We start from the raw sequence: 25,792 nt of genomic DNA on the forward strand, positions 1-25,792 counted from the left end.
CGGTTTGCGTGCCACAGAAAAAAGGAGAGAAGAATGCCCAGTTACAGTATCGAAGGGGTAAGGCCCGTTGTTCACCCGTCCGCTTACGTTCATCCCACTGCCATTCTGATCGGTGATGTGTGGGTTGGTCCGGATTGCTATGTTGGCCCTGCGGCCTCTCTGCGGGGAGACTTTGGGCGTATCGTGTTAAAGGAAGGGGCAAACATACAGGATACCTGCGTTACCCATGCGTTTCCCGGCAAGGATGTGGTGGTTGAGAAAAACGGTCATGTGGGGCATGGCGCCATCCTTCACGGTTGCACGGTCGGTGAGGATGCCATGGTTGGGATGAATGCAGTGATAATGGATGAGGCTGTGATTGCACCGCGATCTATCGTGGGGGCGTGTGCTTTCGTGAAGGCCGGATTTTCATGTGAGCCTGGCTCATTGATTGTCGGGTCTCCCGCCAAAGTCCTGCGGGCTCTCAGTGACAAAGAGATTGACTGGAAGCGTAAAGGAACCGAGGAGTATCAGAGGCTGACGACGCGTTGCCTTGAGACAGTTGAGGAGTGCGTGCCTCTGGCAGAGGCCGAGTCGGATCGGCCAAGGCTGAGTATCAGCGATTATCGCCCCAAGTACGAACAATCCTGATAGCGGGGCAGGGGTCCCGTAGCCCTCGGATCGGCTACGGGACCGCCAGTCAGGGAGGTTATGCCTCGCCCTTCTTCATTTTTTCAAATTCGTCCTCAAAGAAGAACTTTTCCTCGCCGAAGGCGGGCTCCAGCTCGTGCAGCCAGGTGGCGGTCTCGCTGTACTTGGCGAAGAATGGGCGCTGCACCCAGTCCGGGTTGCGTCCTTGCAGGAACCGCAGAACAAAGACTTTCTCGCCCTGAATCTCGGCAATACCCTGAATCTCAACCTTGCCTGGGCCGGCGCTCATGGACGGACCGCGAGCGGTACGGGCAAGGCCGCTGACCTTTTTCATCGCTTCCCGGTAAATCCGGAAGGCCTCGGCAAGCGGCACTTCGAAATAGTTCTTGGCGCCGGTATCCCGCTCTACAAACATGTAGTAGGGGATAATGCCCAGCTGCACTTCCTTCTTCCACAGCTTGGCCCAGGCGTCAGCATCATCGTTCACGTGTTTGATGAGAGGGCCCTGGGCGCGGATTTCAGCGCCGGTCGCCCGGATGCGGCGGATCGCCTCTTCCGCGATATCGGTAGTGATTTCCTGCCAGTGGTTGTAGTGGGCCATGATCGCGACGTGTTTGCCGGCATCCACCAGCTTGGCGAACAGTTCGATCAGTTCGTCAGCGTCTTTGTCTGTGACAAAGCGGTATGGCCAGAAGGTCAGGGCCTTGGTGCCGATCCGAATGGTCTGGATATGGTCGAACTCCGGCTGCAGCAGGGGTTCGAGGTACTGGACCAGGTTTTTGGTTTTCATCACCATGGGGTCGCCGCCGGTGACCAGGAGATCCGTTACCTCGGTATGTTCCTGCAGGTAGCCATGCAGTTTCTCGGCTTCGGTGCTGGATATCTTCAGATCCTTGTCACCGACAAACTGCGCCCAGCGGAAACAGAAGGTGCAGTAGGAATGGCAGGTCTGCCCCTGAGCCGGGAAGAACAGCACGGTTTCACGGTACTTGTGCTGAACGCCGTCAAGAACCTCGCCGTCCAGTTCCGGCATGTTCATTTCCATCTGCCCGGCCGGGTGAGGGTTCAGGTCATCACGGATTTCTTTTGCGACCGTTTGTATTTCTTTCTTGTCAGCACCGTCCTGATGCAGTTTTGCCATACGCTCGTAATGCTCGTCTTTCAGCATCGCTTTCTGGGGAAAGACAAGTTGATAGATGGGGTCATTGGGGACCTTGTCCCACTTGATCAGCTCATTGATCACGTATTCGTTGACCCGGAAGGGCAGTACGCTGGCAACGACCTTCATCTCAAACAGGGTCTCTGCCGGGAGGTTCTGGATAACCTCAATCTTGTCAAGCTGGCGGTCTGTGTAGACCTTGAAGCGCCGTTCCTCGAACTCGGTAGTGGGTATCCGGTTCGGAAAGGTGACGATGGAGTTCATAGATCGCCCTCTGTGTTTGTGGCCAAAAGACTGGAGGATGGGGTTCCATCTCCGTTGGTTAAAAAACGGGCAGGCGAGTATACATAAAACGAGGTTTGTTTTCAGGTCTAATTAATAATCCCGGTTTTGAGACCGGCGGGATATGCATTTCTATGTTTAAATCCCGCTAAAAGCAACGAAATTCGGCTAAAAGTCACGAAAATAGAGAAATTATTATTTTTAGTGTATGAACGAATTGAGTGTCGGTAATAATACTACGACATTGGTCTGATTATGGTTGTCTGATGGCCCGAAAACGGTCATTCTTCCGTAAGTAATCGAAAGGTTATCGGAAAACTGGATCTAAAAGCCAGTTTGATTGAATTCGGAGGTCATTATGTAGTAAAAATACTACGTAATCGGGCCGGATTTTCCAGGAAGGTCACCGCAACGTCGATCATCCCGGGCAAAAGCCTTTATTTCACAGGGTGATCGGGCAGGAAAAGTGCGAAAGCTGTTCTATGCTTGATGGAGGTTCTGCTTACAGTCTGCAGAGCATCTGTCAGGCTGATACACCCATAACAATATTCTGCAATCCATCGCAGCTTAACAACACCGCAACGCGCCCGGCTGCTGATCGCGGCCCGCGCCGTATTTTTGATGCCAGGGGGAGGGTTTGATGTACCAAGATGATGATCCCATTGAAACCAGCGAATGGCTGGATGCGCTAGAGTCTCTGATCGAGCAGGAAGGCGTAGACCGGGCCAAGTACATACTTGAAAGGCTTTCCGAGCGAGCTAGTCGCGATGGCACCGAGCTGCCTTATTCCATTACCACGCCGTTCCGGAACAGTATTCCTGTTGCCCAGCAGGCACCCATGCCGGGTGATCTGTTCATGGAGCGCCGGATTCGCTCCCTGATCCGCTGGAATGCCATGGCCATGGTTATGCGTGCGAACCAGCGGCCCGGAGATTTGGGTGGTCACGTTTCGTCGTTTTCATCTGCCGCGACGCTTTACGACGTGGGCTTCAACTACTACTTCCACGGCGGCGATGAAAAGCGCGAATCCGATCTGGTGTATTTCCAGGGTCACTCCTCACCGGGCATCTATGCACGCTCCTTCCTTGAAGGCCGTTTCGAGGAAAAGGATCTGGACAAATACCGGGAGGAAGTGGATGGCACCGGCCTTTCCTCTTACCCGCACCCCTGGCTGATGCCGGATTACTGGCAGTTCCCGACGGTTTCCATGGGGCTTGGCCCCATCCAGGCCATCTACCAGGCTCACGTCATGAAGTATCTGGATAGCCGGGAGCTCATCGAAATGGGCGACCGCAAAGTCTGGTGTTTTGTTGGTGACGGTGAAACGGACGAGCCGGAAACCCTGGGTTCCATTTCCATGGCCGGTCGGGAAAACCTCAGCAACCTCATTTTCGTGGTGAACTGCAACCTCCAGCGCCTGGACGGGCCTGTGCGGGGCAACGGCAAAATCATTCAGGAGCTTGAAGGCGTCTTCCGGGGAGCCGGCTGGAACGTGCTGAAAGTGGTTTGGGGGCGTCACTGGGATCCCCTGTTCGAGAATGACAAGGACGGCAAAATGCAGCATGTCATGGACGAAGTCTGTGATGGCGAGTTACAGAACTACAAGAGCAACGGCCCTGCCTATACCCGCAAGCACTTCTTCGGCAAATACCCCGAAACGGCGAAGCTGGTTGAAAGTCTGTCTGATGAGGAGATCAACAAGCTTAACCGCGGTGGCCATGACCCCTACAAGATTTACGCGGCCTACCATCACGCCATCCACAACAACGGCGGACGCCCGACTGTTATCCTGGCTCATACCATCAAGGGCTATGGGTTCGGCGAGGCCGGTGAGGCGCAGAACACAGCTCATTCCCTGAAGAAACTGGATATCGAGCAGTTGAAGTCGTTCCGGGACCGGTTTGCTGTGCCGCTGAAGGACGAAGAGCTCAAAGACGTTCCTTATTACCGGCCAGCGCCGGATAGTCCGGAAATCGTCTATATGAAAAAGCGCCGTCAGGAACTGGGTGGCTTCTATCCCAAGCGTCGCAAGGATTGCCAGCCGCTGCAGATTCCCGATCTCGATATCTTCAAGGCGGTGCTTGAGGGCTCCGGCGATCGGAAGATTTCCACCACCATGGCCTTTGTCCGGATACTGACAGCCCTGACCAAAGACAAGCGTATTGGCAAGAGGGTAGTGCCGATCGTGCCGGACGAAGCCCGCACCTTTGGTATGGAGGGTATGTTCCGTCAGCTGGGTATTTATACGGCTGAGGGTCAGAAGTACGTTCCGGAAGACCGTGATCAGATCATGTACTACCGGGAAGACAAAAAGGGCCAGATTCTTGAGGAAGGTATCAACGAAGCTGGTTCCATGTCGGCCTGGATGGCGGCTGCAACCTCATACAGCACCAACAACTTTCCGCTGATTCCGTTCTATATCTTCTATTCCATGTTCGGCTTCCAGCGGGTTGGCGATCTGGCATGGGCGTCCGGTGATATTCAGGCCCGTGGTTTCCTGATTGGCGGCACTGCCGGGCGGACTACCCTCAACGGTGAAGGCCTGCAGCACCAGGACGGGCACAGCCATGTTCTCGCCAACACCATTCCAAACTGCAAGGCCTACGATCCGGCATACGGCTATGAAATGGCCGTGGTGCTTCGTCATGGTATGAAAGAGATGTTCGAGGACAACCAGAATGTCTTCTACTACCTGACGATCGAGAACGAAAACTACGAGCAGCCGGCAATGCCCAAAGGTTGTGAAGACGGCATCATCAAGGGCATGTATCTGTACGAGTCTGTTGAGACCAAGGGCAACAAGAAAGCGTCCCGGGTCCAGCTGCTTGGTGCTGGCGCCATCCTGAATGAGGTGCGTGCGGCGGCCCAGATGCTGAAGGACGATTGGGGTGTGGCCTCTGATGTCTGGAGCGTGACCAGCTTCAACGAGCTGGCCCGTGAAGGCCAGCACGTAGAGCGCTGGAATCGCCTGCACCCGGATGACAAGCCGAAGAAAGCTTATGTTACCCAGTGCCTGGAGAAGCATGCCGGGCCGGTAGTGTCTTCTACCGATTACATCAAGCTGCACTCCGAGCAGCTCAGGGCGTTCATCCCCAAAACCTACCTGACTCTGGGTACCGACGGCTTCGGCCGCAGTGACACCCGGGAAAAGCTGCGCAGCTTCTTTGAAGTGGACCGTTACTACGTAACTGTTTCGGCGCTGTCAGCCCTGGCCCAGGACGGTGAGGTGAAGAACGATGTGGTTCTCGAAGCCATGCGCAAGTACGGAATCGATCGCAATAAAACGAACCCGGTGCTGAGCTAAGGAGACCGCAATGAGTGAGCAGGAAATCAAGGTTCCGGATCTCGGCGGTGCGGATGAGGTCGAGGTTATCGAAATCACCGTCAGTGCAGGGGATTCGGTTGAAGCAGAAGATCCGATCCTGACCGTAGAGTCAGACAAAGCGTCTGTTGAATTGCCGTCTCCCGGTGCCGGCAAAATCACCAAGATCACCGTCAAGGTGGGTGACAAGGTCAAGGAAGGCGATGTTGTCGGGATGATGGAAGCCAGCGCCGATGGCGGCTCTGACGATGCCGGCAGTGATGACTCCGAAGGAAAGCCGGAGGAAACAGCCGAGGAAAAGAGCGAAGCCAAGCAGGAAGAGAAGTCCGAAGAAAGCAAGCCGGCGCCGAAGAAGGCTTCCGGTGGCTCCCGCAAGGAAACTGTGAAGGTTCCCGCGCTGGATGGCTTCGACAATGTCCCGGTTATCGAAATCAACGTCGCTGAAGGCGATACCATTGAAGCCGACGATCCTCTGGTAACGGTTGAATCCGACAAGGCAACCATGGAGATTCCCTCGCCCTATGCGGGCAAGGTGGGCAAGATTCTGGTATCCGAGGGTGACAAGCTCTCGGAAGGCAGTGAATTGCTGGAAATGACCGTTCAGGAAGGCGGTGGTGAAGAGGAGGCACCCACTGAAGAGGCCTCTGAAGCGACCGCTGGAGAAGAAAAGCCCGAGCAGAAAGCTGAAGAAAAGCCCAGGCAGGCTGCTGAGTCTGCTCCTGAGCCACAGGGTGCTACCTATGAGCCGCCGACGCCAGGCGCCAAGGTTCATGCAGGCCCTGCCGTTCGCAAGCTTGCCCGCGAGCTGGGTGCCGATCTGGCCCGCATCAAGGGTTCTGGTCCTAAGAGCCGGATTATCAAGGACGATGTCCATGCCTATGTGAAGAGCCAGCTCAAGCAGGCCCAGCAGGGCACTGGCGTGGCCACGGGCTCCGGTATCCCCGGAGTCAAACTGCCGGACTTCAGCCAGTTTGGTGAGGTGAAGCGTGAGGCCATGTCGCGGATGATGTTCGCAACGGCCAACAACATGCAGCGCAGCTGGCTGAACGTGCCTCATGTGACCCAGTTTGAGGATGCGGATATCACCGATATGGAGGAATTCCGCAAGGCGCAAAAGGCTGCCGGCGAGAAGAAAGGTGTGAAGATGACGCCGCTGCCGTTCATGCTGAAAGCGTGCGCGACGGCTCTTGCCGAACTTCCCCAGTTCAATGTCTCGCTGGATATGGACAAGAAAGAAGTTGTCCGTAAACAGTACATCCACATCGGCATTGCCGTGGATACGCCTCACGGGCTGATGGTTCCGGTCATCCGGGATGTGGACAAGAAAGGCCTGTGGGAGCTGGCGGCGGAAAGCGCCGAACTGGCCCAGAAGGCCCGGGACAAGCAGCTGAAGCCTGCAGAGATGCAGGGTGCCTGTTTTACCATCACCAGCTTGGGTGGTATTGGCGGCACCGCATTCACGCCGATCGTGAATACCCCGGAGGTGGCGATTCTCGGGGTTTCCAAGGCGGCCATGAAGCCGGTCTGGGATGGCAAGGCCTTCCAGCCCAGGTTAATGCTGCCGTTGTCGCTGTCTTACGATCACCGGGCGGTAAATGGGGCCGATGCGGCGCGTTTCACAACGTTGCTTAGCCAGTTACTCGGAGATATTCGGTCGCTGCTTCTGTAAGCATTGGCTGACATTTTCTGAGGGTTAGAAAAAAGCCGGGACAGCGTTATGCTTCCCGGCTTTTCTGTGTCTGGCTCGCGTTTAGTTGGCGAAGAACATCCAGTCAAAGTAGTTGTGCAGGTCCTGCATCATTTCAGCCTCGTAGGGCTGGGTCAGTTCGAACAACAGGTTCTGGTCTTTGGCCTTTTTCATCGTGTCACCTCATTGGTTAAGAAGCTGAACAAGGCGGGGTGCCTCCGTCGCATTCCATGCAACAGATAAATAGCATCAGGCGTGCCAAAAGACGTTGAGGCTGTAACGTGTTGAATTGTCGGCAGTGCGGCTGCGCTTCGGTGAAGGCGGGTGTCTGGCGATGGTAGGTAATGGTGCCGAATGCACCGGAATGGAACGAAAAAACCCCGGCAGATGCCGGGGTTTTTCCGAGTTAACTTCTAAAAGGAAGGTTTAGAAGTTGTACTGCGCTGCGAACATCAGACGGTTAGCGTCGTCGCTTTCGCCGCCCCGAGTTTCAGTGCTGTAGTAGCCGTATTCAACGCCCATCATGACGTTCTTAACCGGCGTCCACTGGTAGTTTACAAACGCGTTTTCGTTAGTTTCATTGGTTGTTGGAGCCAAATCGTCCACATCCAGCTTGGTCATACCATAGGTGGCGTTAATGGTGCGGCCACCGCCCAGGCTCATGGACGCGCCAATGGTACCGCCCATTCCGGAAAGATTTTCCAGGTCGCCGTTGACGTCAATGTAGGCATCCGCGCCACCAGAACGGTACAGGTAAGAGTTAGCGCCGTCAGTGTAGTTGATTGCGCCGCGGACAGTAATCATGTCGGATACTGCCATACTAGCTGCGCCGAACACTGCAAATGCCATGGCAGAGTCATCAGCTGTGACTGTCTCATAGGAGTTTTGTTTGACCAGCGCAGCTGCTGAGTAAGACAAGCCGCCCGCCTTATCTTCAAGGCGAGCCGTCAGAGCGGGCATGCCATTTCTATTGTCGGCGATACCGCGGACTTTAGGATCCTCGATAGAGACCGAAAGCGGTCCGGTTGTGTAACGAAGCTGGGCAGTACGTGATCCATAGCCTGCTACGCCTGCGACACCGTCAAAGTCCAGAGTTGAGGTTGAGCCGACAAAGCTGTTGTAGTTGGACCAGGTCTGGCCAGCAAGAATGCCGTTGTAGGAACCATAGGCATGACGAAGGCGAAGGCAGCCCCCTGCATAAGTGTCACACATGAAGTCGCCTTCGACGTTAACCATGACGCCGTTAGCGTGAGTAGCTTTTACACCAAGCCTGCTCTGAGAAGCAGCGGCACCAAAATGGCCGTCTATGTCTTGGCTATCGTCGACAGTTGGGAAAGAGCCGCCTCGGTGACCTGAATTCGCGACATTTTCATCAAGGTCATAGCTCATGTTCAGGCGAGCGTAACCGTAAACACTTGCGTCTACGTCGCCAGCGCTGAAGCTGTAGGCCTGTGCCTGAGCAGCCGTGCCCAGAATCGCCGCCGCTGCCGTCGCACGAATTGCCAATCTTAGTTTGTTGCTTTGCATCGTTGTTGTCTCCACACATTTTTGTTGTTGGACCCGAAAACAAGGTAGTTACGAATCTGTGACAATTCAAATGAATTCTTGTATTAATTAGACGAATGTCTATAGCAGCTTTTCGTTGCTATACAAACATCTGCGGATGCTTTAGAGGCGTACAATCGATTAATGACCTCCCAAAGTACCTATCTTCAGCATACCACGTTTGCGTTTCTTGATATCGAAACGACCGGTGGAAACTCTTCAAGCGACCGCATTACCGAGATTGGCATCCGGTTTTGGCGAGGAGGCGAGGTGGTCGGGGAATGGCAAACCCTGCTGAATCCGGAAACCCGGATTTCCGGGTTCATTGAAGGCTTTACGGGCATTTCCAATGCCATGGTTGCGGATGCGCCGTTATTCTCGGAGATCGCGGATGCCCTTGAGGCACAGCTGAACGGCACGGTTTTTGTCGCGCACAACGCGCGTTTCGATTACGGCTTTATCAAGTCCGAGTTTCGCAGGCTTGGCCGGCTGTTTTCGGCGAAAGTCCTGTGTACGGTGAAGCTGTCTCGCCGGCTCTACCCCGAATTCCGGCGGCACAACATGGATGCGCTGATTGAGCGCCATGGTCTCGGTGCCGTTCAACGTCACCGTGCTATGGGTGATGTCGCTGCGATGCTCTCCTTCTTTCTGCATGTCCGTTCTGAAAAAGGGGACGATGCGTTGGAGAAAGCGATCGGCGACTTGTTGCAGCGCCCGAGCACTCCTTCCCATTTGCCTTTTGATACCCTCAGGGAGTTACCTGAGCGGCCCGGTGTATACCGTTTTTATGGTGAGAACGATGTGCTGCTGTACGTGGGCAAAAGTACCAACATAGCGCAGCGTGTGGCCTCGCATTTTTCCGGGGACCATAACTCCGGCCGCGGTGTCCGGATGTCCGAGAGCCTGAGGCGAGTAGAATATACGGAAACAGCAGGTGAGCTGGGCGCGCTGCTGCTTGAGTTGAAACAGATCAAGGCGCTCAAGCCGATGTTCAACCGGCGCTCCCGGGCCGCCAAGAATCTTGTCAGTATTGAGCTGTGTGAAACAGCTTCTGGCTATTTGCAGGCGCAATTGGTCCGGGAAATTGAACCGCACAGGCTTGGAGATTATTTCGGACTTTTCCGCAGCAAGCGGGATGCCGAGCGCGCACTAAGCGGCATTGCTGCGAAGAACCAACTGTGCAATCGCCTGCTCGGGCTGGAGTCCGGGGAGGGGGGGGCCTGCTTTCAGCGCGCATTGGGCCGATGCAGGGGCGCTTGCGAGGACCTTGAGGATGTGGCCCGTTTTAACCTCCGTATGCAAATTGCGTTTCACGGGTTGCGCCTGAAAACCTGGCCCTGGAAGGGGCCGGTCGGCGTGATTGAGCGCAACGAGCCTGCCGGCCGGATGGATATCCTTGTGGTCTACAATTGGGTACACGTTGCGACCCTGCACGATGAAGGCGAGCTGTCTGAGCTGTCGCTACGTGGTCAGGACGTGTCGTTTGATCTGGATTCCTGCAGGCTTTTGATGAAATCGCTGTCGGGACGGGACGGAAAGGGGTTTACGGTCATTGAGTTGCCGGCGATCGGTGAACCGGATGTTCTTATGCCTTGAGTGGCGTATCATGAGTTGAGAGTCCGCACAGCTACGTACTTGCCCCGTGCGTCGACTCAACTACTTTTATACGTTCAGTCGCTTTACCCGAGAGAGAAATATGAACAAAGAGCCCGTCAGCCGCGAACTGTTTGATGAAGTCATGGTTCCCAACTACGCCCCCGGTTCAATCATCCCGGTAAGAGGCGAAGGATCCCGGATCTGGGATCAGGAAGGACGAGAGTTTGTCGATTTGCAGGGTGGGATCGCGGTGACCTGCCTGGGCCATTCCCATCCTGGGCTGGTAGGTGCTTTGCAGGACCAGGCCGAGAAGATCTGGCACCTGTCGAATGTCATGACCAATGAGCCGGCGCTTCGTTTGGCCAAAACGCTTTGTGATCATACGTTTGCGGAGCGGGTGTTCTTTGCCAACTCAGGTGGTGAAGCGAATGAGGCGGCGTTCAAGCTGGCTCGTCGTTACGCGTGGGAGCACTTTGGCCCGGAAAAGAACGAGATCATCTCCTTCAAGAACGCTTTCCACGGCCGGACCCTGTTTACGGTGAGCGTTGGTGGTCAGCCGAAATACCTGGAAGGCTTTGAGCCGGCTCCCGGTGGCATCCATCATGCCGATTTTAATGATCTTGAGTCGGTAAAAAAGCTCATCTCGAAAGAGAAAACCTGTGCCATCGTGGTCGAGCCGATTCAGGGGGAAGGCGGCGTTATGCCGGGTGATCCCGAATTTTTGAAAGGCCTGCGTCAGCTTTGTGATGAGAACGATGCGCTGCTGGTATTTGACGAGGTCCAGTCCGGCGTGGGTCGTACGGGGCACTTTTACGCGTATCAGATGTATGGCGTGGTGCCGGACATTCTCTCCAGCGCCAAAGGCCTGGGCGGGGGCTTCCCGGTGGCGGCTATGTTGACGACTGCCAAGGTGGCTGCGAGCTTGGGTGTCGGTACTCACGGTAGCACCTATGGTGGCAACGCATTGGCGTGTGCCGTCGCCCAGAAAGTTGTGGATACCGTGAGTCAGCCGGATATTCTTAAGGGGGTGAAGGCCCGCTCTGAACGCCTGCGTAAGGGGATGATGGATATCGGCGAGCGCTATGGTGTGTTCAGCGAAGTCCGTGGTGCAGGCCTTTTGCTCGGGTGCGTGCTCACGGAAAAGTGGCAGGGCAAAGCCAAGGACTTCCTCAATGCCGGTCTTGATGAAGGTGTTATGGTACTGGTTGCGGGTGCCAATGTGGTGCGCCTGGCACCCTCTCTGATCATCCCGGAATCAGACATTGACGATGCGCTGGAGCGCTTCGATGCAGCCGTGAAAAAACTGACCTCCTAAGGAGTCTTTATGTGGCAGGTACGTCCGGCGCAACCGGATGATCTGGACCAGATTCTCGAGATTGCGGGCACCCAGGGTGCCCGCCTGTCTTCGACACTTCCAAAGCAGGCGGAAGCCCTTGCGAACAAAATAGACCACTCTCTGGCCTGTTTCACCAACAAGGCACCGGACGATCGACCGCCGAGATTCCTGTTTGTGCTTGAAAACACCGAGACCGGTTCCATTGACGGTACCGCCGGGATAGATGCCTGTGCGGGGAATGGGCAGCCCTTCTATAATTACCGCCGTGACGCCCTGATTCATGCGTCCCATGAGCTGGGCGTCTCGCGCCGGGTTGAAGTGCTTTATCCCTCTCACTCGCTGACCGATCAGACCTTGCTCTGTTCTTTTTCCATCAAACCGGAACTGCGCGGGACCGAAGCGTTTGAGCTGTTGTCCCGGGCAAGAATCCTGTTTATTGCCGAGCATCGGGAGTGGTTCGCTTCCCGGGTGGTGGTCGAGATTCAGGGTGTCCAGACAGAGGATGGTGCCGTTCCCTTCTGGGATAGCCTGGGCCGACACTTTTTTGATATGGACTTTGAAACGGCAGACCAGTACTCCGGGACGCTCAGCAAAACCTTTATTGCCGAGCTCATGCCGCCCAACCCCATCTACGTCACCCTGCTTTCTGTGCAGGCCCAGGAAGCGCTGGGCCAGCCCCATACGCTGACGGTGCCCAACTTTGACCTGCTTCAGCGGGAGGGTTTTCAGGCCGGGTGTTACCTCGATATCTTTGACGCAGGCCCGGTCCTTGAAGCCCGCACAGACAGCTTGCTCACGTTGGTCACCAGCCGGCGCAAGGCCCTTCACGGTTCCCATGAGGAAACAGGGGAAACCTGCCTGATTGCTGCCGGGGAAGGGAGCAGCTTCCGGTGCATGCTGACGGTTGTTTCTGAGTCCCTGGATGACCAGTTGAAGGTGCCAGTGAAAACCTGGACTGCGCTGGGAAAGAGTGCCGGAGATCTGGTGAGGGTTGCGCCGCTATGAATCGCACGTCGGAGAAGGCAGACGTAACATGCTGATGATTCGTCCACTTCAGGAACATGATCTTGACGACCTCTACGCCATGGCGCAGAGCGCGGGCAAGGGGCTGACTACCCTGCCGGCCGACCGTGAACTGCTCGAAAAGAAGATTGAGCATGCCCGGGAAACGTTCAATCAGCGCTGCGCCCCGGAGGCGGCCCTGTATCTGTTTGCGCTGGAAGACGTTGAAAAGAAAAAGGCAGTAGGGATCAGTGGCATACAGGCTCGCGTCGGCCTGGATGAGGTCTTTTACAACTATCGGCTCAGTGTGACAGTGAACGCCTCAAAGGAGCTGGGTGTTCACGTGCGGACACCGACACTACACCTGTCGAACGATATGACGGATACCAGCGAGATCTGCTCGCTGCTGCTGTCGGATGAGTACAAAGGTGGTGGCAACGGTTTGCTGTTGTCACGCTGCCGGTTCATGTATCTGGACGAGTTTCGCAAGCACTTCTCGGAGAAAGTGTTTGCGGAAATGCGCGGGGTATCGGACCAGGAGGGTCGGAGTCCTTTGTGGGATGCCCTTGGCAGCAAGTTTTTCGACATGGAATTCAGTAAGGCGGATCTGTTGTCCGGATTGGGCAACAAGTCCTTCATCGCCGAGTTAATGCCCAAATACCCCATCTATTTGCCGATGCTGCCGGATTCGGCCAGATCGGTTATCGGGCGGGTACACGAGAACACTGCGCCTGCACTCAGTATGCTTCAGGCTGAGGGGTTCAATTTTAACGGGCTTGTCGATATTTTTGACGGAGGGCCCGTTGTTGATGCGTTTGTTCACAATATACGGACCGTTCGTGAGTCGGTGAACCGGCACGCCATGGTAACCCGGAAACCGGTCAATCTGGATGTTCCCGCTGGCGAGAAAGTCATGGTGTCCAACCGGTCTTTTCGTGATTTCCGTGTCACGACGCTGCCGGTCACCTGCGTTGGCCCGGATACGGTCAAGCTGCCCCCGTCGGTTGCAGAGGCATTGCAGATCGAGTCCGGGGACTCGGTGCGGCTGGCTCCCTTGAAAGACACGGGTCCGTGGCCCACTCATCCTTTAAGGGGGCATGAAAACGCGGATGAACGGGTACTGGACCGGATGCGGGAATACCATAGTCGCTCGACCCGGGAGTAAACATCTGGTTGGCGCCGCTGTCCAAAATACAGAATTTCAGTACCGGGAGGTGCATTGATATGGCAAACCTGACAGGCGAACTTTTCATTGATGGCTTGTGGCTTCAGGGCCACGGCTTGCCGTTTGAGTCCGTGCAACCCGTGACCGGGGAAACCGTATGGGACGGCAATGGCGCGAACCTTGAGGATGTGGACGCTGCAGTGCGTGAAGCCCGTAACGCCTTCCTCTCCTGGCGCCGGAAAAGCTTTGCTGAGCGGCAGGCGGTAGTAGAGGCCTTCGGGCAGCAGCTCGAATCACACAAGGAAGAGCTGGCACACCAGATAGGTCTGGAAACTGGCAAGCCTTTGTGGGAATCGCGTACCGAAGTGGCGGCAATGATTGGCAAGATAGCGATTTCGGTGAAGGCATACAACGACCGTACCGGCCATTCGGAGTCCGACGTGGCGGGTGGTCATGCGGTTTTGAGGCACCGGCCCCATGGTGTGGTGGCGGTATTCGGCCCCTACAATTTCCCAGGGCATTTGCCTAATGGCCATATCGTTCCTGCTCTTCTGGCTGGCAACACGGTGGTTTTCAAGCCTAGTGAGCTGACTCCCGGAGTGGCCGAGATGACCGTCAAGCTGTGGGAAAAGGCGGGGCTGCCCGATGGCGTACTGAATCTGACGCAGGGTGCGTCCGATACGGGTAAGTCCCTTGCCGGGCACCCGATGATTGATGGCATTTTCTTTACCGGGAGCTCCACCGTTGGTCACCTCCTGCATGAGCAGTTTGGGGGCCAGCCAGAAAAAATCCTGGCGCTGGAAATGGGAGGGAATAACCCTCTGATCGTTCAGGACGTGGCTGATATCGATGGCGCCGTCCACCACGCTCTTCAGTCGGCCTTTCTGTCTGCCGGCCAGCGTTGCACCTGTGCCCGGCGCCTTCTGGTTCCCAAAGGCAGGAAAGGGGATGAGTTCCTGGGCCGGCTGTCTGAGGTGACTTCCCGTATCCAGGTTGGCGAGTTTGACGCCGAGCCTCAGCCATTCATGGGGTCTGTCATTTCTGCGGGCGCCGCCGAAAAGTTGCTGGCCGCCCAGGCACGTATGCTGGAAAAAGGCGCCAAGTCGCTGCTGGAGATGAGACAGCTGAAGCCGGATACCGGGTTGTTGTCGCCCGGCATTGTTGATGCCACGGGCCTGGACCTGACCGACGAGGAGTTCTTCGGGCCATTGCTTACCGTGTATCGCTACAAGAGTTTCGACGAGGCGCTGGAGTTGGCTAACGACACGCGTTACGGGCTGTCTGCCGGTATTCTCACGGACGACCGCAAGCTCTATAACCGTCTGGCGGAAGAAGTCCGGGCCGGCATTGTGAACTGGAACCGGCCGCTCACCGGCGCGAGCAGTGCCGCACCCTTTGGCGGCGTCGGTGCCAGTGGTAATCACCGTCCCAGTGCCTATTACGCCGCCGATTATTGCGCCTGGCCAATGGCATCACTGGAGGCGCGGAAAAGTGAAGTGCCAGGCAGTCTGGCGCCCGGCCTGAATTTCGATTGATCAATACGGAACAGACAGCCATGGGAAAGCACGCAGTAGAAGCAAACTTTGACGGTTTGGTGGGGCCAACCCACAACTACGCTGGACTGTCCTGGGGCAATGTGGCCTCGAAATCGAATGTGCACTCGGTGTCCAACCCAAGAGAGGCTGCGCTGCAAGGCCTGGCAAAGATGAAGCTGCTGGCGGACCGGGGGTATGTGCAAGGTATTCTGCCGCCCCATGAGCGCCCTCATATCCCTACCCTCCGGTCACTCGGGTTTAGCGGTACTGACACCCAGGTTCTTGAGCGAGCGGCGAAAACAAGCCCATCCATTCTGGCGGCCGTTTCGTCCGCGTCGTCCATGTGGACGGCCAATGCTGCCACGGTGTCGCCCAGTGCCGATACCAGCGATCACAGGGTGCACTTCACGCCGGCTAACCTGAGTGCGAAATTCCACCGGTCGATTGAGCATACGGTGACCGGTCGCGCACTGAAGGCGATTTTTGCGGATGAGGGGTATTTCACCCATCACCCTGCATTGCCGTCGGTGAGCCACTTTGGCGATGAAGGTGCGGCAAACCACACCCGGCTATGTGGTCGATACGGAGAGCCCGGGGTAGAGCTGTTTGTCTTCGGGCAGGTGGCCTTCAATGAGCAGGCTCCGGCCCCCAAAAAGTATCCCGCGCGGCAGACATTAGAGGCGTCAGAAGCGATAGCCCGCCTGCATGGCCTGAAATCGGAGAACGTTGTTTTTGCGCAGCAGAATCCTGCAGCCATTGATTCGGGCGTATTTCACAATGACGTCATCGCCGTAGGCAACGGGAGTACCCTGTTTTATCACGATATGGCGTTTCTCGACGAAGAAAAGGTGCTTGCGGATATCCGCTCCAGACTGACGGGGGCAGAGCTTGAAGCCGTGCGTGTCAGCGCTGATGAGGTCCCGCTTGAGGACGCAGTGGCCTCTTATCTTTTTAACAGTCAGCTACTGAACACGCCGGACGGCATGTTGCTGGCGGTGCCCGGAGAGTGCCGGGAAGTGGCTTCAGTGAGCCGATACCTCGACGAGCTGGTGAAAGCCGGTGGGCCGATAACTGCGGTAGAAGTGTTCGACGTCAAACAATCCATGCGCAATGGCGGTGGCCCGGCCTGCCTGCGTTTACGCGTCGTTCTGGACGATGACGAGCTCAAGGCCATGCACCGGGGCGTGCTGCTCACGGACCCGTTGTATGACCGGCTGACGACCTGGGTAGAGGCCCATTACCGGGACCAGCTCTCCCAGGAGGATTTGGGCGACCCCATGCTGCTGGAAGAAGTACGCAAGGCCCTGGACGAACTGACCGGCATTCTCGGACTGGGGTCGATCTACGACTTCCAGCTTTAGGACGCGATGGACGTTGTCAGCATATCCATGGTGTGACGGATCAGATTGTCCGCCGAGAACGGCTGGCCGGCGTCCCCGCTGGCGGTCCCCATCTCCGACTGGCACAACAGAATCACCCCGTGGAGCGCTCCACGGAGATAGAGTGCCGTTTGCGTGGGATCGGTGATCCGCTCCCGGCTCATGGTGCCGTCTTCAAGGCCTTTCCTGATGGCTCCGACCATGAGCTCCATCAATTCCGATTTAGAGCACATCATTTCCTCTGCCTGGCTTTCGTCCGCCTCGGCCATGGCGGTCGAAGCCTTGGTCAGTGCTGAGAAATAATCCGGTTCGTCCAGATAAAACCGGTAGTAGGCCTCGCCCATGGCTGAAATCTGTGCCAGGCCAGTATCTGCGGTTTGCCTTGCTTCCTCGAAGCGGGCGGCCAGGCTCTGGCCTGCGCGAAGCATAATCCCCCGCTGAATGGCGGCTTTATCCTTGAAATACACATACAGCAACGCTCTGCTGAGGCTGGCCGTGCGTGCGATATCGTCCATCGAGGTACGCTCGTAGCCCTTCTCGGAAAACACCAGTTCGGCGGCGTCGAGAATCGCATCGTAGCGGGCCTGTTTCTCCCGTTCGCGGCGTGTTTTCAGTGGTTCGCTCATCAAGTCATCCGTTTGTGTGCAACTGCAGATGCATCATACCTGAAACCCTATAAAATCCGATTATTGACAATGTGTCAAAGAATGACATTATGTCCATACGTCAATTGGGTATTTGAGGGAGCGGATACCCACAACCAGCAAGAGCATGAACGAAAGGACAACTCATGAAGCCGTTTCCCCGTCCCCTTGCCATCGCGTTCCTGGTCGTTTTCCCGGTTCTGTTTGTCGGCTGTAAAGCTGGTGATGTGTCTTCAGAAGCCAAATCCCAATCGGTATCTGTGCGCGTGTCGGAAGTGACTGGAGGCCAGACACAGGAGATTCCCCTTCGCTTCTCAGGGATCGTGCGTGCAACACAGCGGGCAACCCTGACATTCCAGGTCAGCGGAACGTTAAAAGAGCGTTCCGTGGAGCTGGGGCGCCGAGTGGAGGCGGGAGATATGTTGGCACGCGTTTACAACCCGGCCCTTGCCCCGGCCCGGGATTCGGCCCGTGCAAAACTGGACGAACTGGTGACCCAATATGACCAGGCCAAACGTGAGTGGGAGCGTTCCAGCCGGTTGCATGAGCGGGGTGTTGTGTCCGAGCAGAGCCTGGAGCAGATCGCCGCTCGAAGGGATGCCCTGAAGGCCAGTGTCGCAACGGCTGAGGCGGCACTGGCTGAGGCAACCCAGTTGCTGGATGAGAGTTCCCTGCGTGCGCCTTTTGCCGGTCGCGTTGAGGCTTTGCTGGTTGAACCTGACGAATTTGTGGCGGCTGGGCAGCCGGTGATGCGAATTTCTTCGCCGAAAGGGCGGGAGGTGGAAGTCAGGGTACCAGCCTATTTGCTTCAACACGTGGTATTGGGGGAGGCACTGCCAGTCTGGTCAGTCCAGGACAGGTCTCAGCCTCCGCATACCGGTTCTGTCGTGGAGATTGCCCAGGCCGGTGCCATCCGGGGAGAGCTGCATCCGGTGCTGGTCAGTGTGCCCGTCAATACACTGGAACCGGGCGAGCCTGTGGAAGTGGGCATCACACCGACGCGGCTGTCTGCGACGACCGTTCCGTTGTTGTCGGTCATTCGCACGGCCAAAGGGACGGGCGTTTTTCGGGTACGGAATCGGGTAGCGAGCCGCATTCCCGTCAAGGTTGAGCGGGTGGTTGGCGAGCGGGTCGTAGTGCAGGCTGACGATCTCTCCCCGGGGGATCAGGTGGTCTATGCCGGCATGGCCCGCCTGACCGATGGCGACACTGTGGAGGTGCGCTGATGACTCGCAGACTGCTTGGCTATCAGCGTCTGCTGGGCATGGTTGTTACCATGTTGTGCCTGCTGGGTATTGCCGCCTACAGCACGATGCCCCGCCAGGAGGATCCTTCTTTTCCGTACCGGGCAGGGATGATTACGGTGAATTACCCGGGTGCCAATGCCGACGCCGTTGAGCGACTGGTCTTGCAGCCTCTTGCTGATGAATTGCGCCAGGTAGAAGAAGTGGATTACACCCAGGGCACGGCGCGAACCGGGGTTGCCCTGATGAAGCTGCGCCTCAACGACACCATTTACGACACGGATCCGGCGTGGGACCGCGTGCGGCTGGCCATGGAGCGAGCCAGGAGCGATTTCCCCGATGACGTGGGCCAGATGGCACTGGATGACCGGTTGATCGACATTCCTGCCATCGTGCTGGCAGTGGGCGGATCGCCTTCCGTCACTGAGCTCACCGGGGTGGCTGAACGCCTGAAGCAGAACCTTTCTGACATTAACGGAGTGTCGCGTATCGGGCTGGAGGGCGATGCCGATGAGCAGATTACCCTAGCTCTGGATGACGCGGCTCTCTATCGGCTGGGGATTTCACCAGCCCGCGTGATGGAGACTCTCGCGCGCCGTAACCAGACTATTCCAGGCGGTTTTGTGGTGGTGGATGGTCGGCGCCTGTCTGTATTGCCAAACAGCGAGTTCGCCGACATTGATGCAATCAGGGCCACGCCGATAGAGCTTCCGGACGGCTCCCAGGTTCCTCTGGCCGCTGCCGCTGATGTCTGGCGCGGCCCTTCTGAACCTCTGCAGCCGGAAACCTGGTATGACGGAGAAAGAGTCGTTCTGCTTTCCGTTATTATGGAAGAGGGCACCACGGATGCCATTCGTTTTGGCAAGCGTGTGCGGGAGCGGGTTGAACAGGTACGCGCCGAGTTTGACCCTTACGAAATCCGGGAAATGTTCTTCCAGCCTGACAAGGTAGAGGAGCGCCTCGACAACCTTGCCTGGAGCCTTGTCCTGTCAGTGCTCATCATCGTTGCAGTGGTGTTTACCGGCATGGGCATCCGTATGGGGCTTCTGGTTGCCTCTATTCTCCCCATGGTGGCGCTGATCAGTATCGGCCTTTATGATCTCGGCGGTGGCGTGTTGCACCAGATAGCGGTCATCGGAATGGTTATTTCCCTGGGTATCCTGATCGACAACGCTATCGTGATCGTTGAGAGTATCCAGGGTTATCTTGATCATGGTATGCGTCGACTGGATGCCTTGCGCCAGGCCGTCAGTGAGCTTGCCGGGCCCCTGGGCGCCTCGACCGGCACCACGCTGGCGGCATTTGCGCCCCTGTTGCTGTCAAAAGGCGGGGCCGCAGACTTTACCCGAGGCGTGCCGGTGATGATCATGCTGACTCTTTCCGTCAGCTACCTGCTTGCAATTTCGGCCGTGCCTCTACTCGCGGCCCGCTTCCTGAAACCCCGCCACAATGCCGGAAGCAACCGCCTGATGGGGCTGGCCCGTTTTCTTGGCGGCCTGGTTTCCCGTTACCCTCGTGCATTGATCGCCGGAGGCGCGATACTGGTAGCGGCCAGTGTTGCACTGACGCCCTTCATGGCCCAGCAGTTTTTCCCGAACGCCGATCGGCCAAGGGTCATTGTCGAACTTTACATGCCCGAGGGTACGGATCAGAGCCGGACGGCGGAAGCCGCGGCGATGCTTGAGGGCATGGTCAGGACACGGCCTGATGCCCTTGAAGTTCACCGGTTTGTTGGCTTCACCGGACCGACCTTTTACTACAACCTCCAACGCGCACCTCAGGCGCCAAACCGGGCCCGCCTTGTTATCCGGACGCCCACGTTGGCCGATACTACGGAAATGATCCGTTGGGTTCGCACCCATGTGAAAGAGGAAATGCCGGAGCTGGATGTGACTGTCGGCATTCTCGGCCAGGGGCCGCCCCGCGCTGCGCCGATCGAGCTGCGTGTATACCACGCCAGTGATGAGATGCGTGCGGAAGCTGTAGAACGGGTTTTTGCCAGTCTTCGGGGCGTAGAGGGAACTGTGGACGTCCGTCACGACCTCGACATTGGGGTGCCAAGCATTGCTATCAATGTGGACGATGCAACGGCGGCCAGGTATGGGCTGACCCGTGCCGACGTGGCCCGGAGCCTTTACGGCCAGAGCTTTGGTATTGTCGCCGAGCGCTATCGCCAGGAGGATGACCCCATCCCTCTGGTCCTGCGCTCCCGGGAAGGAACGGCGCTGTCGCTTTCGCGTTTGCTGTCTGTGAACATTTATAACGACCGGGGTGATGCCATACCACTGGCTGCGGTGGCGAGCGTTCAAACCAGTTGGGAGCCGGCCGCACGTTATCTTCGCGATGGCGTGAGAATGAATACGGTGACGGCCAACCTGCAAACCGGTTACGGGTTCAGTCAGGCACTGGAGGGCCTGTATCAGACGCTTGAAGATAACCCGCTGCCGACAGGAACCCGGCTCGAAATGGGAGGCGATGCGGAAGGTTCGGGCGAAGCCAACGGAGCACTGTTGACTGCAGCGCCCATAGGCATACTTCTACTGCTGTTTTTTCTGTTGTTGCAGTTTAATTCGTTTCGCCGGGTCGGAATTATCCTGCTGACCGTGCCACTGGCGACCGTTGGCATTTTCCCCGGCCTGGTGTTGTCCGGATCGCCATTTGGCTTTCAGTCGTTGCTGGGGGTGATTGCCCTGGTTGGCATTGTGGTGAATAACGCCATTGTTCTGCTGGACGTTATGGACCGGGAGCTGGAGAACGGTGAGGGTATCCGCAGTGCTGTGCGCAAAGCCGTAGAGCAACGAACCCGGCCAATACTGCTGACCACCGCGACCACCGTAGCCGGGCTGCTGCCGCTGGCGTTCTCCAGTTCCACCCTTTGGCCGCCCATGGCATGGGCCATCATATCGGGCTTGCTGGCCTCGACGGTCCTGACCCTGCTGATCATCCCGGCCGTGTGTACGCAGTTGATCAGGGTTTGTGTGGCTGAGCCTGAAAACGCGCCAGCCTGACCGGTGTAATGATCAGGCCCCGGAGACGGCTTTCCGGGCTCTGATCATTAAGCCAACCCGCTGGCCAACCGGCACATCCCGGTTCGGGAACACGATGGCTTCCGGTATGTCGCCAACTCTGTAGCACGTGGCGCCGTCTTCCCAGATGACGGTGCCGGGCGCGTACTCGGTAAAGTTTGCAACATCATCGGGAACATGGAACTGAAAGCTTTTCCCGGTATTCAGAATTTCATGGACTACTTCAAACACCGTCATATCCGCAAATGGCGCCTTTGGCATGGGCGCTGCGGCACCTCGGAAGCGTCGACGTAAAGCATCCCGGATGCCGGTAAAGCGGGTCAGGTCGTTCTGTCCAAACGGCTGGACCTTGCCCAGCTCCACTGTAAAACTCTCAGCGCCCAGCACAGACGAAGTAAACGATGAAAAGGTCGTTCCGGCCTTGTGTTGAAGCAGCAGCGTATCCACCTGGGCTTCCAGCAGGAAGTCACATTGGGAAGCCTCGACCTGTCGGCCTGCTACAAACGGATACAGCGCAAATTTTTCCCGCCGGGAAGGGCGGATTGCCGTGTGCAAATCATAGTGCGAGAGCTTTCCCGAATGTGTCGCGGAAAATTCCCGGCAGAGTGCCTCAATCTGCCGGGCCCTCGCCGCCTCTGGTAGCTCCCGATACTCTGGTTTGTTGTGGGCACCGTGGAACAGCCTGTTCATATTTGCCTCGAGAAACCGCTCACCTGCGACCATCGCGGGTGGGTTGCCCATTATCAGCAACAGTGGGCAGGCCAGTTCCCAGTCGCCATTCAACAGTTCGTTTACGAGGCCGTTCAGTACCTCAATCGGGGCGGTTTCATTACCGTGTACGCCGGCAGAAACGATGAGTGCTTCGTTGTTTGGGTTCGGCCGACCCGGAGAAGGGTGCAGCTCCAGGACCCCAACAGTGCTTCGGGTAATACTGGCGCCGTCAGTTAATCTTGTGGCGGACGCGGGTAGGCTCGAGGAAGCGTTGGTCAGGGTGTGATCGAGCCAGTCTGAAGAGTTATCAAAGAGGTTCTGGTGTGCTGTCATCTGAATCCCAGTCCGGGCACAAAGATCCTGGAAAGTAAGCGTCAGGAGCCGACAGGCCTCTGGTGTCGCAAAAGATGGTTCTCAAGTTTGCGGAACGCGAACACGAGAATAAAGGTCAGCGTCAAATAGATCAGGGCGACAAAGATAAAGGCATCGAATGGCGCATAAAACCGCGAGTAAATGTTACGGGCTGCACCGGTCAGATCCACAATGGTTACCACGCTGGCAATGGCACTGGAGTGCAGCATGAAAATAACCTCATTGGAGTACGCCTGAACTGCCCGGCGAGAAGCACTTGGCAAAACAATTCTGCGCATCCGCATAAGCCAGTTCATGCCGTAGGCCTTGGCAGCCTCAATCTCGCCATGGGGTGTAGAAATAATCGCACCCCGAATGATTTCCGTGGTGTAGGCACAGGTATTCAGGGCGAACGCCAGCAGGGCGGGGTAAAACGGTTCCCGGAAAATTTCCCACCAGAAGGTTTCCTGAATGCCAGGGACCTGAGCAATTCCATAGTAAATGATGTAAAGCTGGATCAGCAGCGGCGTGCCACGGAACAGATAGGTGTAAAGCCAGACTGGCCCGGATATAAACGGATTCTTTACTGTCCGCAGAATGGCCAGCGGTACGGCAAAGATCAGCCCGATAACCAGCGATAAAAACACCAGTTGAACGGTATGCACCAGACCGTCCCAGTATTCCATGATGGTCATGGCGGTAAAGATTTCATTCTGGTCCAGCAACTGGGCGATAAAGTCAGGCATGTCTCATCCCCCCTGGACCACGCCAACATTGGCGCGCTTGTCGAGCCACTTGATAAACAGCTCTGAACCGGCGGTCAGCGACAGATACACAAACGCGACCGGAATGAAAAAGTGAAATGGCATTCGTTCGGCCTTGGCCGCCTCCTCGGCTACACGCACCATATCCGTCAGCCCGATAATGGAAACCAGGGCTGTGGTTTTCAGCAACACCTGCCAGTTGTTCCCAATGCCTGGAAGCGCATGGCGCAGCATCTGCGGAAAAATAATGCGGCGGAAAGTATGCCAGCGGGTAAAACCGTAGGCCCTTGCGGCCTCAATCTGGCCCTTTTCCACGGCAAGGAATGCGCCCCTGAAGGTTTCCGTCATGTAGGCACCAAAAATCAGCCCTATGGTTACTACGCCGGAAATAAAGGGGTCAAACTGAAAGAAGAAATCGACCTCATAAGCCTCCCAGATCCAGTCTGAAATGGCATTAACCATGACTTGCCCGCCGTAATAAAAGAGCAGCATCATAACCAGGTCCGGCACACCCCGAATCAACGTGGTGTAACCCGTTGCAATGCCTTTGGCGAGGCGGTTGCCGGATAGCTTGGAAGACGCACCTATCAACCCGAGGGTGAGGGACAGCGCAAGGGAGAGGAAGGCCAGTTCAATGGTGACCACTGCTCCGTCCAGTAATTCCGGGCCATAGCCTTTCAGATCGAGCATGGAAGAGTCCGGTAGTCAGGGGTGGCTGTTACAGCCACCCCCTGGCAGTTTTACATCTTGATGTCGTAATTGAAGTACTTCTGCATGATGGTGTCGTACGTGCCATCATTTTTCAGCTTCTTAAGCGTTGAGTTAACCTTTGCCGCCAGATCTTTGTCACGCTTGCGCATTGCAACCCCGACGCCCTGGCCCAGCTTGACGGGCTCGCCCACTTCAACGAAGCCTTCTTTGGTCAGGATGGTTTGCTCGCCTACAGGGTAATCCACGAACACAACGTCCAGGCGCTGGCCTTCGAGATCCAGAACCATGTCGTCAGCCGTGGTGTAACGCTTGATACTGACAATGCCGCCCATGTTTTCAGTCACATAGGTGTCCATAGTGGTGCCACGCTGGACGCCAACGGTTTTGCCTTCCATAGCGTCCATATCAGTTACGTCAGTGCTGAACCCTTCACGGGCGAACCAGCCGCCTGGTGTGTTGTAGTATGGCTCAGAGAACAAGACACGCTCGGCACGCTCCTCGGTGATGGACATGGAGGACATGATGGCGTCGTACTTGCGAGCCACCAGGCCAGGAATCATTCCGTCCCAGGCCTGAATAACGAATTCGCAGTCGGCTTTCATTTCTGCACACATCGCTTCGGCCAGTTCGATTTCAAAGCCGGTCAGCTCGCCATTTTCACCCTTGTATTCAAACGGCTCGTAAGGCACGTCAAAGGCCAGGCGGATCTCTTTCCAGTCCTTCGCCTGCACGGTACCGGCCGCCATGGCCAGGGCACAGCTCGCTGCAACAATCAGTTTTTTCATGTGTCACTTCTCCAGTGGTTTGCCTTTTGGGCTTATTTTTTATGGACGTTTTGCATCCAATACGGACTCAAGATAGCACCGTGTGTCAGAAGTTGGGAGCCAGGAACTGTTTCATGCGTTCCGAGTCCGGGTGATCAAACACTTTTTCAGGTGTACCTTGCTCTTCGATCACGCCCTGATGCAAAAACAGGACCTGAGTTGACACATCCCTTGCAAAAGCCATCTCGTGGGTCACCACGATCATGGTCCGGCCTTCCTCGGCCAGGCCCTGCATGACCTTCAGAACCTCACCAACCAGTTCCGGATCCAGGGCCGATGTGGGTTCGTCAAACAGCATGACCTCCGGTTCCATGGCCAGTGCCCGCGCAATGGCCGCTCGCTGCTGCTGGCCGCCTGACATCTGGGCCGGATAGTAGTCCTTGCGTTCATAGATGCCGACTTTCTGTAGGTACGCTTCTGCTCTTTCGATGGCTTCTTTTTTCGGCACCTTCAGGACGTTGACCGGTGCCTCGATGATGTTTTCCAACACAGTCATGTGAGACCAGAGGTTGAAACTCTGGAACACCATGGACAGCTTTGCCCGGATCAGCTCGACCTGCTTGTTATCGGCAGGAATTCGCTCGCCCTTGCGGTTGGTTGTGAACCGAATTGGGTCACCGTGCACGATAATATCGCCCGATGTGGGAGTCTCAAGCAGGTTAATGCAACGCAGGAAGGTGCTTTTGCCGGAGCCGGAGCTACCAATGAGCGAAACGACGTCGCCTTTGCGGGTTTCCAGTGAAATGCCCTTGAGCACTTCAAGTTTGTCGAAGGTCTTGTGAATATCCCTGCAGATCAAAGGCGCTTGGTCCGCCATGGGTCACTCCTGAGGCTGTTTTTCAAAGGCGCATGTTTTACGGGCTGTAGCTCTGAAAATCA

The 25,792-nt window shown here is 56.5% G+C and carries 19 protein-coding genes; 11 read left to right on the top strand and 8 right to left on the bottom strand.

Annotation, left to right across the window (positions count from 1 at the left end; genetic code table 11):
- Positions 1-33: 33 nt before the first annotated feature.
- Positions 34-630: a phenylacetic acid degradation protein PaaY gene (gene paaY, locus BKP64_RS18500; RefSeq protein ID WP_070973290.1), complete on the top strand. Its 597-nt coding sequence runs from the start codon at positions 34-36 to the stop codon at positions 628-630.
- Between the two features lie 58 nt (positions 631-688).
- Here the strand turns inward: paaY and BKP64_RS18505 are convergent, their stop codons facing one another.
- The gene (locus BKP64_RS18505) at positions 689-2,053 is read right to left on the bottom strand and encodes a KamA family radical SAM protein (protein ID WP_070973292.1); all 1,365 of its coding nucleotides are present in this window, start codon (positions 2,051-2,053) and stop codon (positions 689-691) included.
- Positions 2,054-2,711: 658 nt separating this feature from the next.
- Here BKP64_RS18505 and aceE point away from each other — a divergent pair.
- Together aceE and aceF are read left to right on the top strand one after the other, a co-directional pair.
- Positions 2,712-5,375 (top strand): pyruvate dehydrogenase (acetyl-transferring), homodimeric type, encoded by a 2,664-nt coding sequence (gene aceE / locus BKP64_RS18510; protein WP_070973294.1) that lies wholly within the window; start codon positions 2,712-2,714, stop codon positions 5,373-5,375.
- 10 nt (positions 5,376-5,385) lie between these two features.
- The gene (aceF, locus tag BKP64_RS18515; RefSeq protein ID WP_070973296.1) at positions 5,386-7,062 is read left to right on the top strand and encodes a dihydrolipoyllysine-residue acetyltransferase; all 1,677 of its coding nucleotides are present in this window, start codon (positions 5,386-5,388) and stop codon (positions 7,060-7,062) included.
- 444 nt (positions 7,063-7,506) lie between these two features.
- Here the strand turns inward: aceF and BKP64_RS18520 are convergent, their stop codons facing one another.
- Positions 7,507-8,607, bottom strand: coding sequence for a DcaP family trimeric outer membrane transporter (locus BKP64_RS18520; protein WP_070973298.1), 1,101 nt, complete (start codon positions 8,605-8,607; stop codon positions 7,507-7,509).
- Positions 8,608-8,769: 162 nt separating this feature from the next.
- On the opposite strand from BKP64_RS18520, the gene BKP64_RS18525 reads away from it, so the two are divergent.
- The 6 genes from BKP64_RS18525 to astB all read left to right on the top strand — a co-directional run bounded on the left by BKP64_RS18525 (position 8,770) and on the right by astB (position 16,620).
- Entirely contained in the window at positions 8,770-10,221 is a 1,452-nt protein-coding gene (locus tag BKP64_RS18525) for an exonuclease domain-containing protein (RefSeq protein WP_070973300.1), read from the top strand.
- A 100-nt stretch (positions 10,222-10,321) separates the two neighbouring features.
- Complete coding sequence (locus BKP64_RS18530) at positions 10,322-11,536, top strand: aspartate aminotransferase family protein (RefSeq protein WP_070973302.1); 1,215 nt, start codon at positions 10,322-10,324, stop codon at positions 11,534-11,536.
- Positions 11,537-11,545: 9 nt separating this feature from the next.
- On the top strand, positions 11,546-12,562 hold the full coding sequence (locus BKP64_RS18535) for an arginine N-succinyltransferase (protein ID WP_070973304.1): 1,017 nt from the start codon (positions 11,546-11,548) through the stop codon (positions 12,560-12,562).
- Between the two features lie 28 nt (positions 12,563-12,590).
- Positions 12,591-13,724, top strand: coding sequence for an arginine N-succinyltransferase (astA, locus tag BKP64_RS18540; RefSeq protein ID WP_083329265.1), 1,134 nt, complete (start codon positions 12,591-12,593; stop codon positions 13,722-13,724).
- 59 nt (positions 13,725-13,783) lie between these two features.
- On the top strand, positions 13,784-15,259 hold the full coding sequence (astD, locus tag BKP64_RS18545) for a succinylglutamate-semialdehyde dehydrogenase (RefSeq protein WP_070973306.1): 1,476 nt from the start codon (positions 13,784-13,786) through the stop codon (positions 15,257-15,259).
- A gap of 20 nt (positions 15,260-15,279) precedes the next feature.
- On the top strand, positions 15,280-16,620 hold the full coding sequence (gene astB / locus BKP64_RS18550) for an N-succinylarginine dihydrolase (RefSeq protein WP_070973308.1): 1,341 nt from the start codon (positions 15,280-15,282) through the stop codon (positions 16,618-16,620).
- Here the strand turns inward: astB and BKP64_RS18555 are convergent.
- Positions 16,617-17,264 (bottom strand): TetR/AcrR family transcriptional regulator, encoded by a 648-nt coding sequence (locus BKP64_RS18555; RefSeq protein ID WP_070973310.1) that lies wholly within the window; start codon positions 17,262-17,264, stop codon positions 16,617-16,619. The genes astB and BKP64_RS18555 overlap by 4 nt on opposite strands.
- Before the next feature lie 164 nt (positions 17,265-17,428).
- Between BKP64_RS18555 and BKP64_RS18560 the strand changes: the two genes are divergently transcribed.
- Complete coding sequence (locus BKP64_RS18560) at positions 17,429-18,508, top strand: efflux RND transporter periplasmic adaptor subunit (RefSeq protein ID WP_083329266.1); 1,080 nt, start codon at positions 17,429-17,431, stop codon at positions 18,506-18,508.
- Positions 18,508-21,534, top strand: coding sequence for an efflux RND transporter permease subunit (locus BKP64_RS18565; RefSeq protein ID WP_070973312.1), 3,027 nt, complete (start codon positions 18,508-18,510; stop codon positions 21,532-21,534). Before BKP64_RS18560 ends, BKP64_RS18565 begins: the two co-directional genes overlap by 1 nt.
- 12 nt (positions 21,535-21,546) lie before the next feature.
- Here BKP64_RS18565 and astE read toward each other — a convergent pair whose 3' ends face one another.
- The 5 genes from astE to BKP64_RS18590 form a co-directional block, all read right to left on the bottom strand.
- Positions 21,547-22,596, bottom strand: coding sequence for a succinylglutamate desuccinylase (gene astE / locus BKP64_RS18570; protein ID WP_070973314.1), 1,050 nt, complete (start codon positions 22,594-22,596; stop codon positions 21,547-21,549).
- A 41-nt stretch (positions 22,597-22,637) separates the two neighbouring features.
- Entirely contained in the window at positions 22,638-23,360 is a 723-nt protein-coding gene (locus BKP64_RS18575; protein ID WP_070973316.1) for an ABC transporter permease, read from the bottom strand.
- A gap of 3 nt (positions 23,361-23,363) precedes the next feature.
- Positions 23,364-24,068, bottom strand: coding sequence for an ABC transporter permease (locus BKP64_RS18580; protein ID WP_070973318.1), 705 nt, complete (start codon positions 24,066-24,068; stop codon positions 23,364-23,366).
- Positions 24,069-24,118: 50 nt separating this feature from the next.
- Positions 24,119-24,874 (bottom strand): transporter substrate-binding domain-containing protein, encoded by a 756-nt coding sequence (locus BKP64_RS18585; RefSeq protein ID WP_070973321.1) that lies wholly within the window; start codon positions 24,872-24,874, stop codon positions 24,119-24,121.
- A gap of 85 nt (positions 24,875-24,959) precedes the next feature.
- A complete protein-coding gene (locus BKP64_RS18590; protein WP_070973323.1) occupies positions 24,960-25,730 on the bottom strand; it encodes an ABC transporter ATP-binding protein in 771 nt (256 codons plus the stop codon).
- Positions 25,731-25,792: the final 62 nt, after the last annotated feature.

The organism is Marinobacter salinus (assembly GCF_001854125.1).
Classification (GTDB): domain Bacteria; phylum Pseudomonadota; class Gammaproteobacteria; order Pseudomonadales; family Oleiphilaceae; genus Marinobacter; species Marinobacter salinus.

Bases quoted from the DNA above. Each gene is read 5' to 3' on its own strand.
- BKP64_RS18530 (WP_070973302.1), top strand. From the start codon at position 10,322: ATGAACAAAGAGCCCGTCAGCCGCGAACTGTTTGATGAAGTCATGGTT.
- BKP64_RS18565 (WP_070973312.1), top strand. From the start codon at position 18,508: ATGACTCGCAGACTGCTTGGCTATCAGCGTCTGCTGGGCATGGTTGTT.
- BKP64_RS18535 (WP_070973304.1), top strand. From the start codon at position 11,546: ATGTGGCAGGTACGTCCGGCGCAACCGGATGATCTGGACCAGATTCTC.
- BKP64_RS18560 (WP_083329266.1), top strand. From the start codon at position 17,429: ATGAAGCCGTTTCCCCGTCCCCTTGCCATCGCGTTCCTGGTCGTTTTC.
- BKP64_RS18525 (WP_070973300.1), top strand. From the start codon at position 8,770: ATGACCTCCCAAAGTACCTATCTTCAGCATACCACGTTTGCGTTTCTT.
- BKP64_RS18520 (WP_070973298.1), bottom strand. From the start codon at position 8,607: ATGCAAAGCAACAAACTAAGATTGGCAATTCGTGCGACGGCAGCGGCG.
- astD (WP_070973306.1), top strand. From the start codon at position 13,784: ATGGCAAACCTGACAGGCGAACTTTTCATTGATGGCTTGTGGCTTCAG.
- BKP64_RS18590 (WP_070973323.1), bottom strand. From the start codon at position 25,730: ATGGCGGACCAAGCGCCTTTGATCTGCAGGGATATTCACAAGACCTTC.
- paaY (WP_070973290.1), top strand. From the start codon at position 34: ATGCCCAGTTACAGTATCGAAGGGGTAAGGCCCGTTGTTCACCCGTCC.
- astA (WP_083329265.1), top strand. From the start codon at position 12,591: ATGCTGATGATTCGTCCACTTCAGGAACATGATCTTGACGACCTCTAC.
- BKP64_RS18580 (WP_070973318.1), bottom strand. From the start codon at position 24,068: ATGCTCGATCTGAAAGGCTATGGCCCGGAATTACTGGACGGAGCAGTG.
- BKP64_RS18585 (WP_070973321.1), bottom strand. From the start codon at position 24,874: ATGAAAAAACTGATTGTTGCAGCGAGCTGTGCCCTGGCCATGGCGGCC.
- astB (WP_070973308.1), top strand. From the start codon at position 15,280: ATGGGAAAGCACGCAGTAGAAGCAAACTTTGACGGTTTGGTGGGGCCA.
- aceF (WP_070973296.1), top strand. From the start codon at position 5,386: ATGAGTGAGCAGGAAATCAAGGTTCCGGATCTCGGCGGTGCGGATGAG.
- BKP64_RS18555 (WP_070973310.1), bottom strand. From the start codon at position 17,264: ATGAGCGAACCACTGAAAACACGCCGCGAACGGGAGAAACAGGCCCGC.
- astE (WP_070973314.1), bottom strand. From the start codon at position 22,596: ATGACAGCACACCAGAACCTCTTTGATAACTCTTCAGACTGGCTCGAT.
- aceE (WP_070973294.1), top strand. From the start codon at position 2,712: ATGTACCAAGATGATGATCCCATTGAAACCAGCGAATGGCTGGATGCG.
- BKP64_RS18505 (WP_070973292.1), bottom strand. From the start codon at position 2,053: ATGAACTCCATCGTCACCTTTCCGAACCGGATACCCACTACCGAGTTC.
- BKP64_RS18575 (WP_070973316.1), bottom strand. From the start codon at position 23,360: ATGCCTGACTTTATCGCCCAGTTGCTGGACCAGAATGAAATCTTTACC.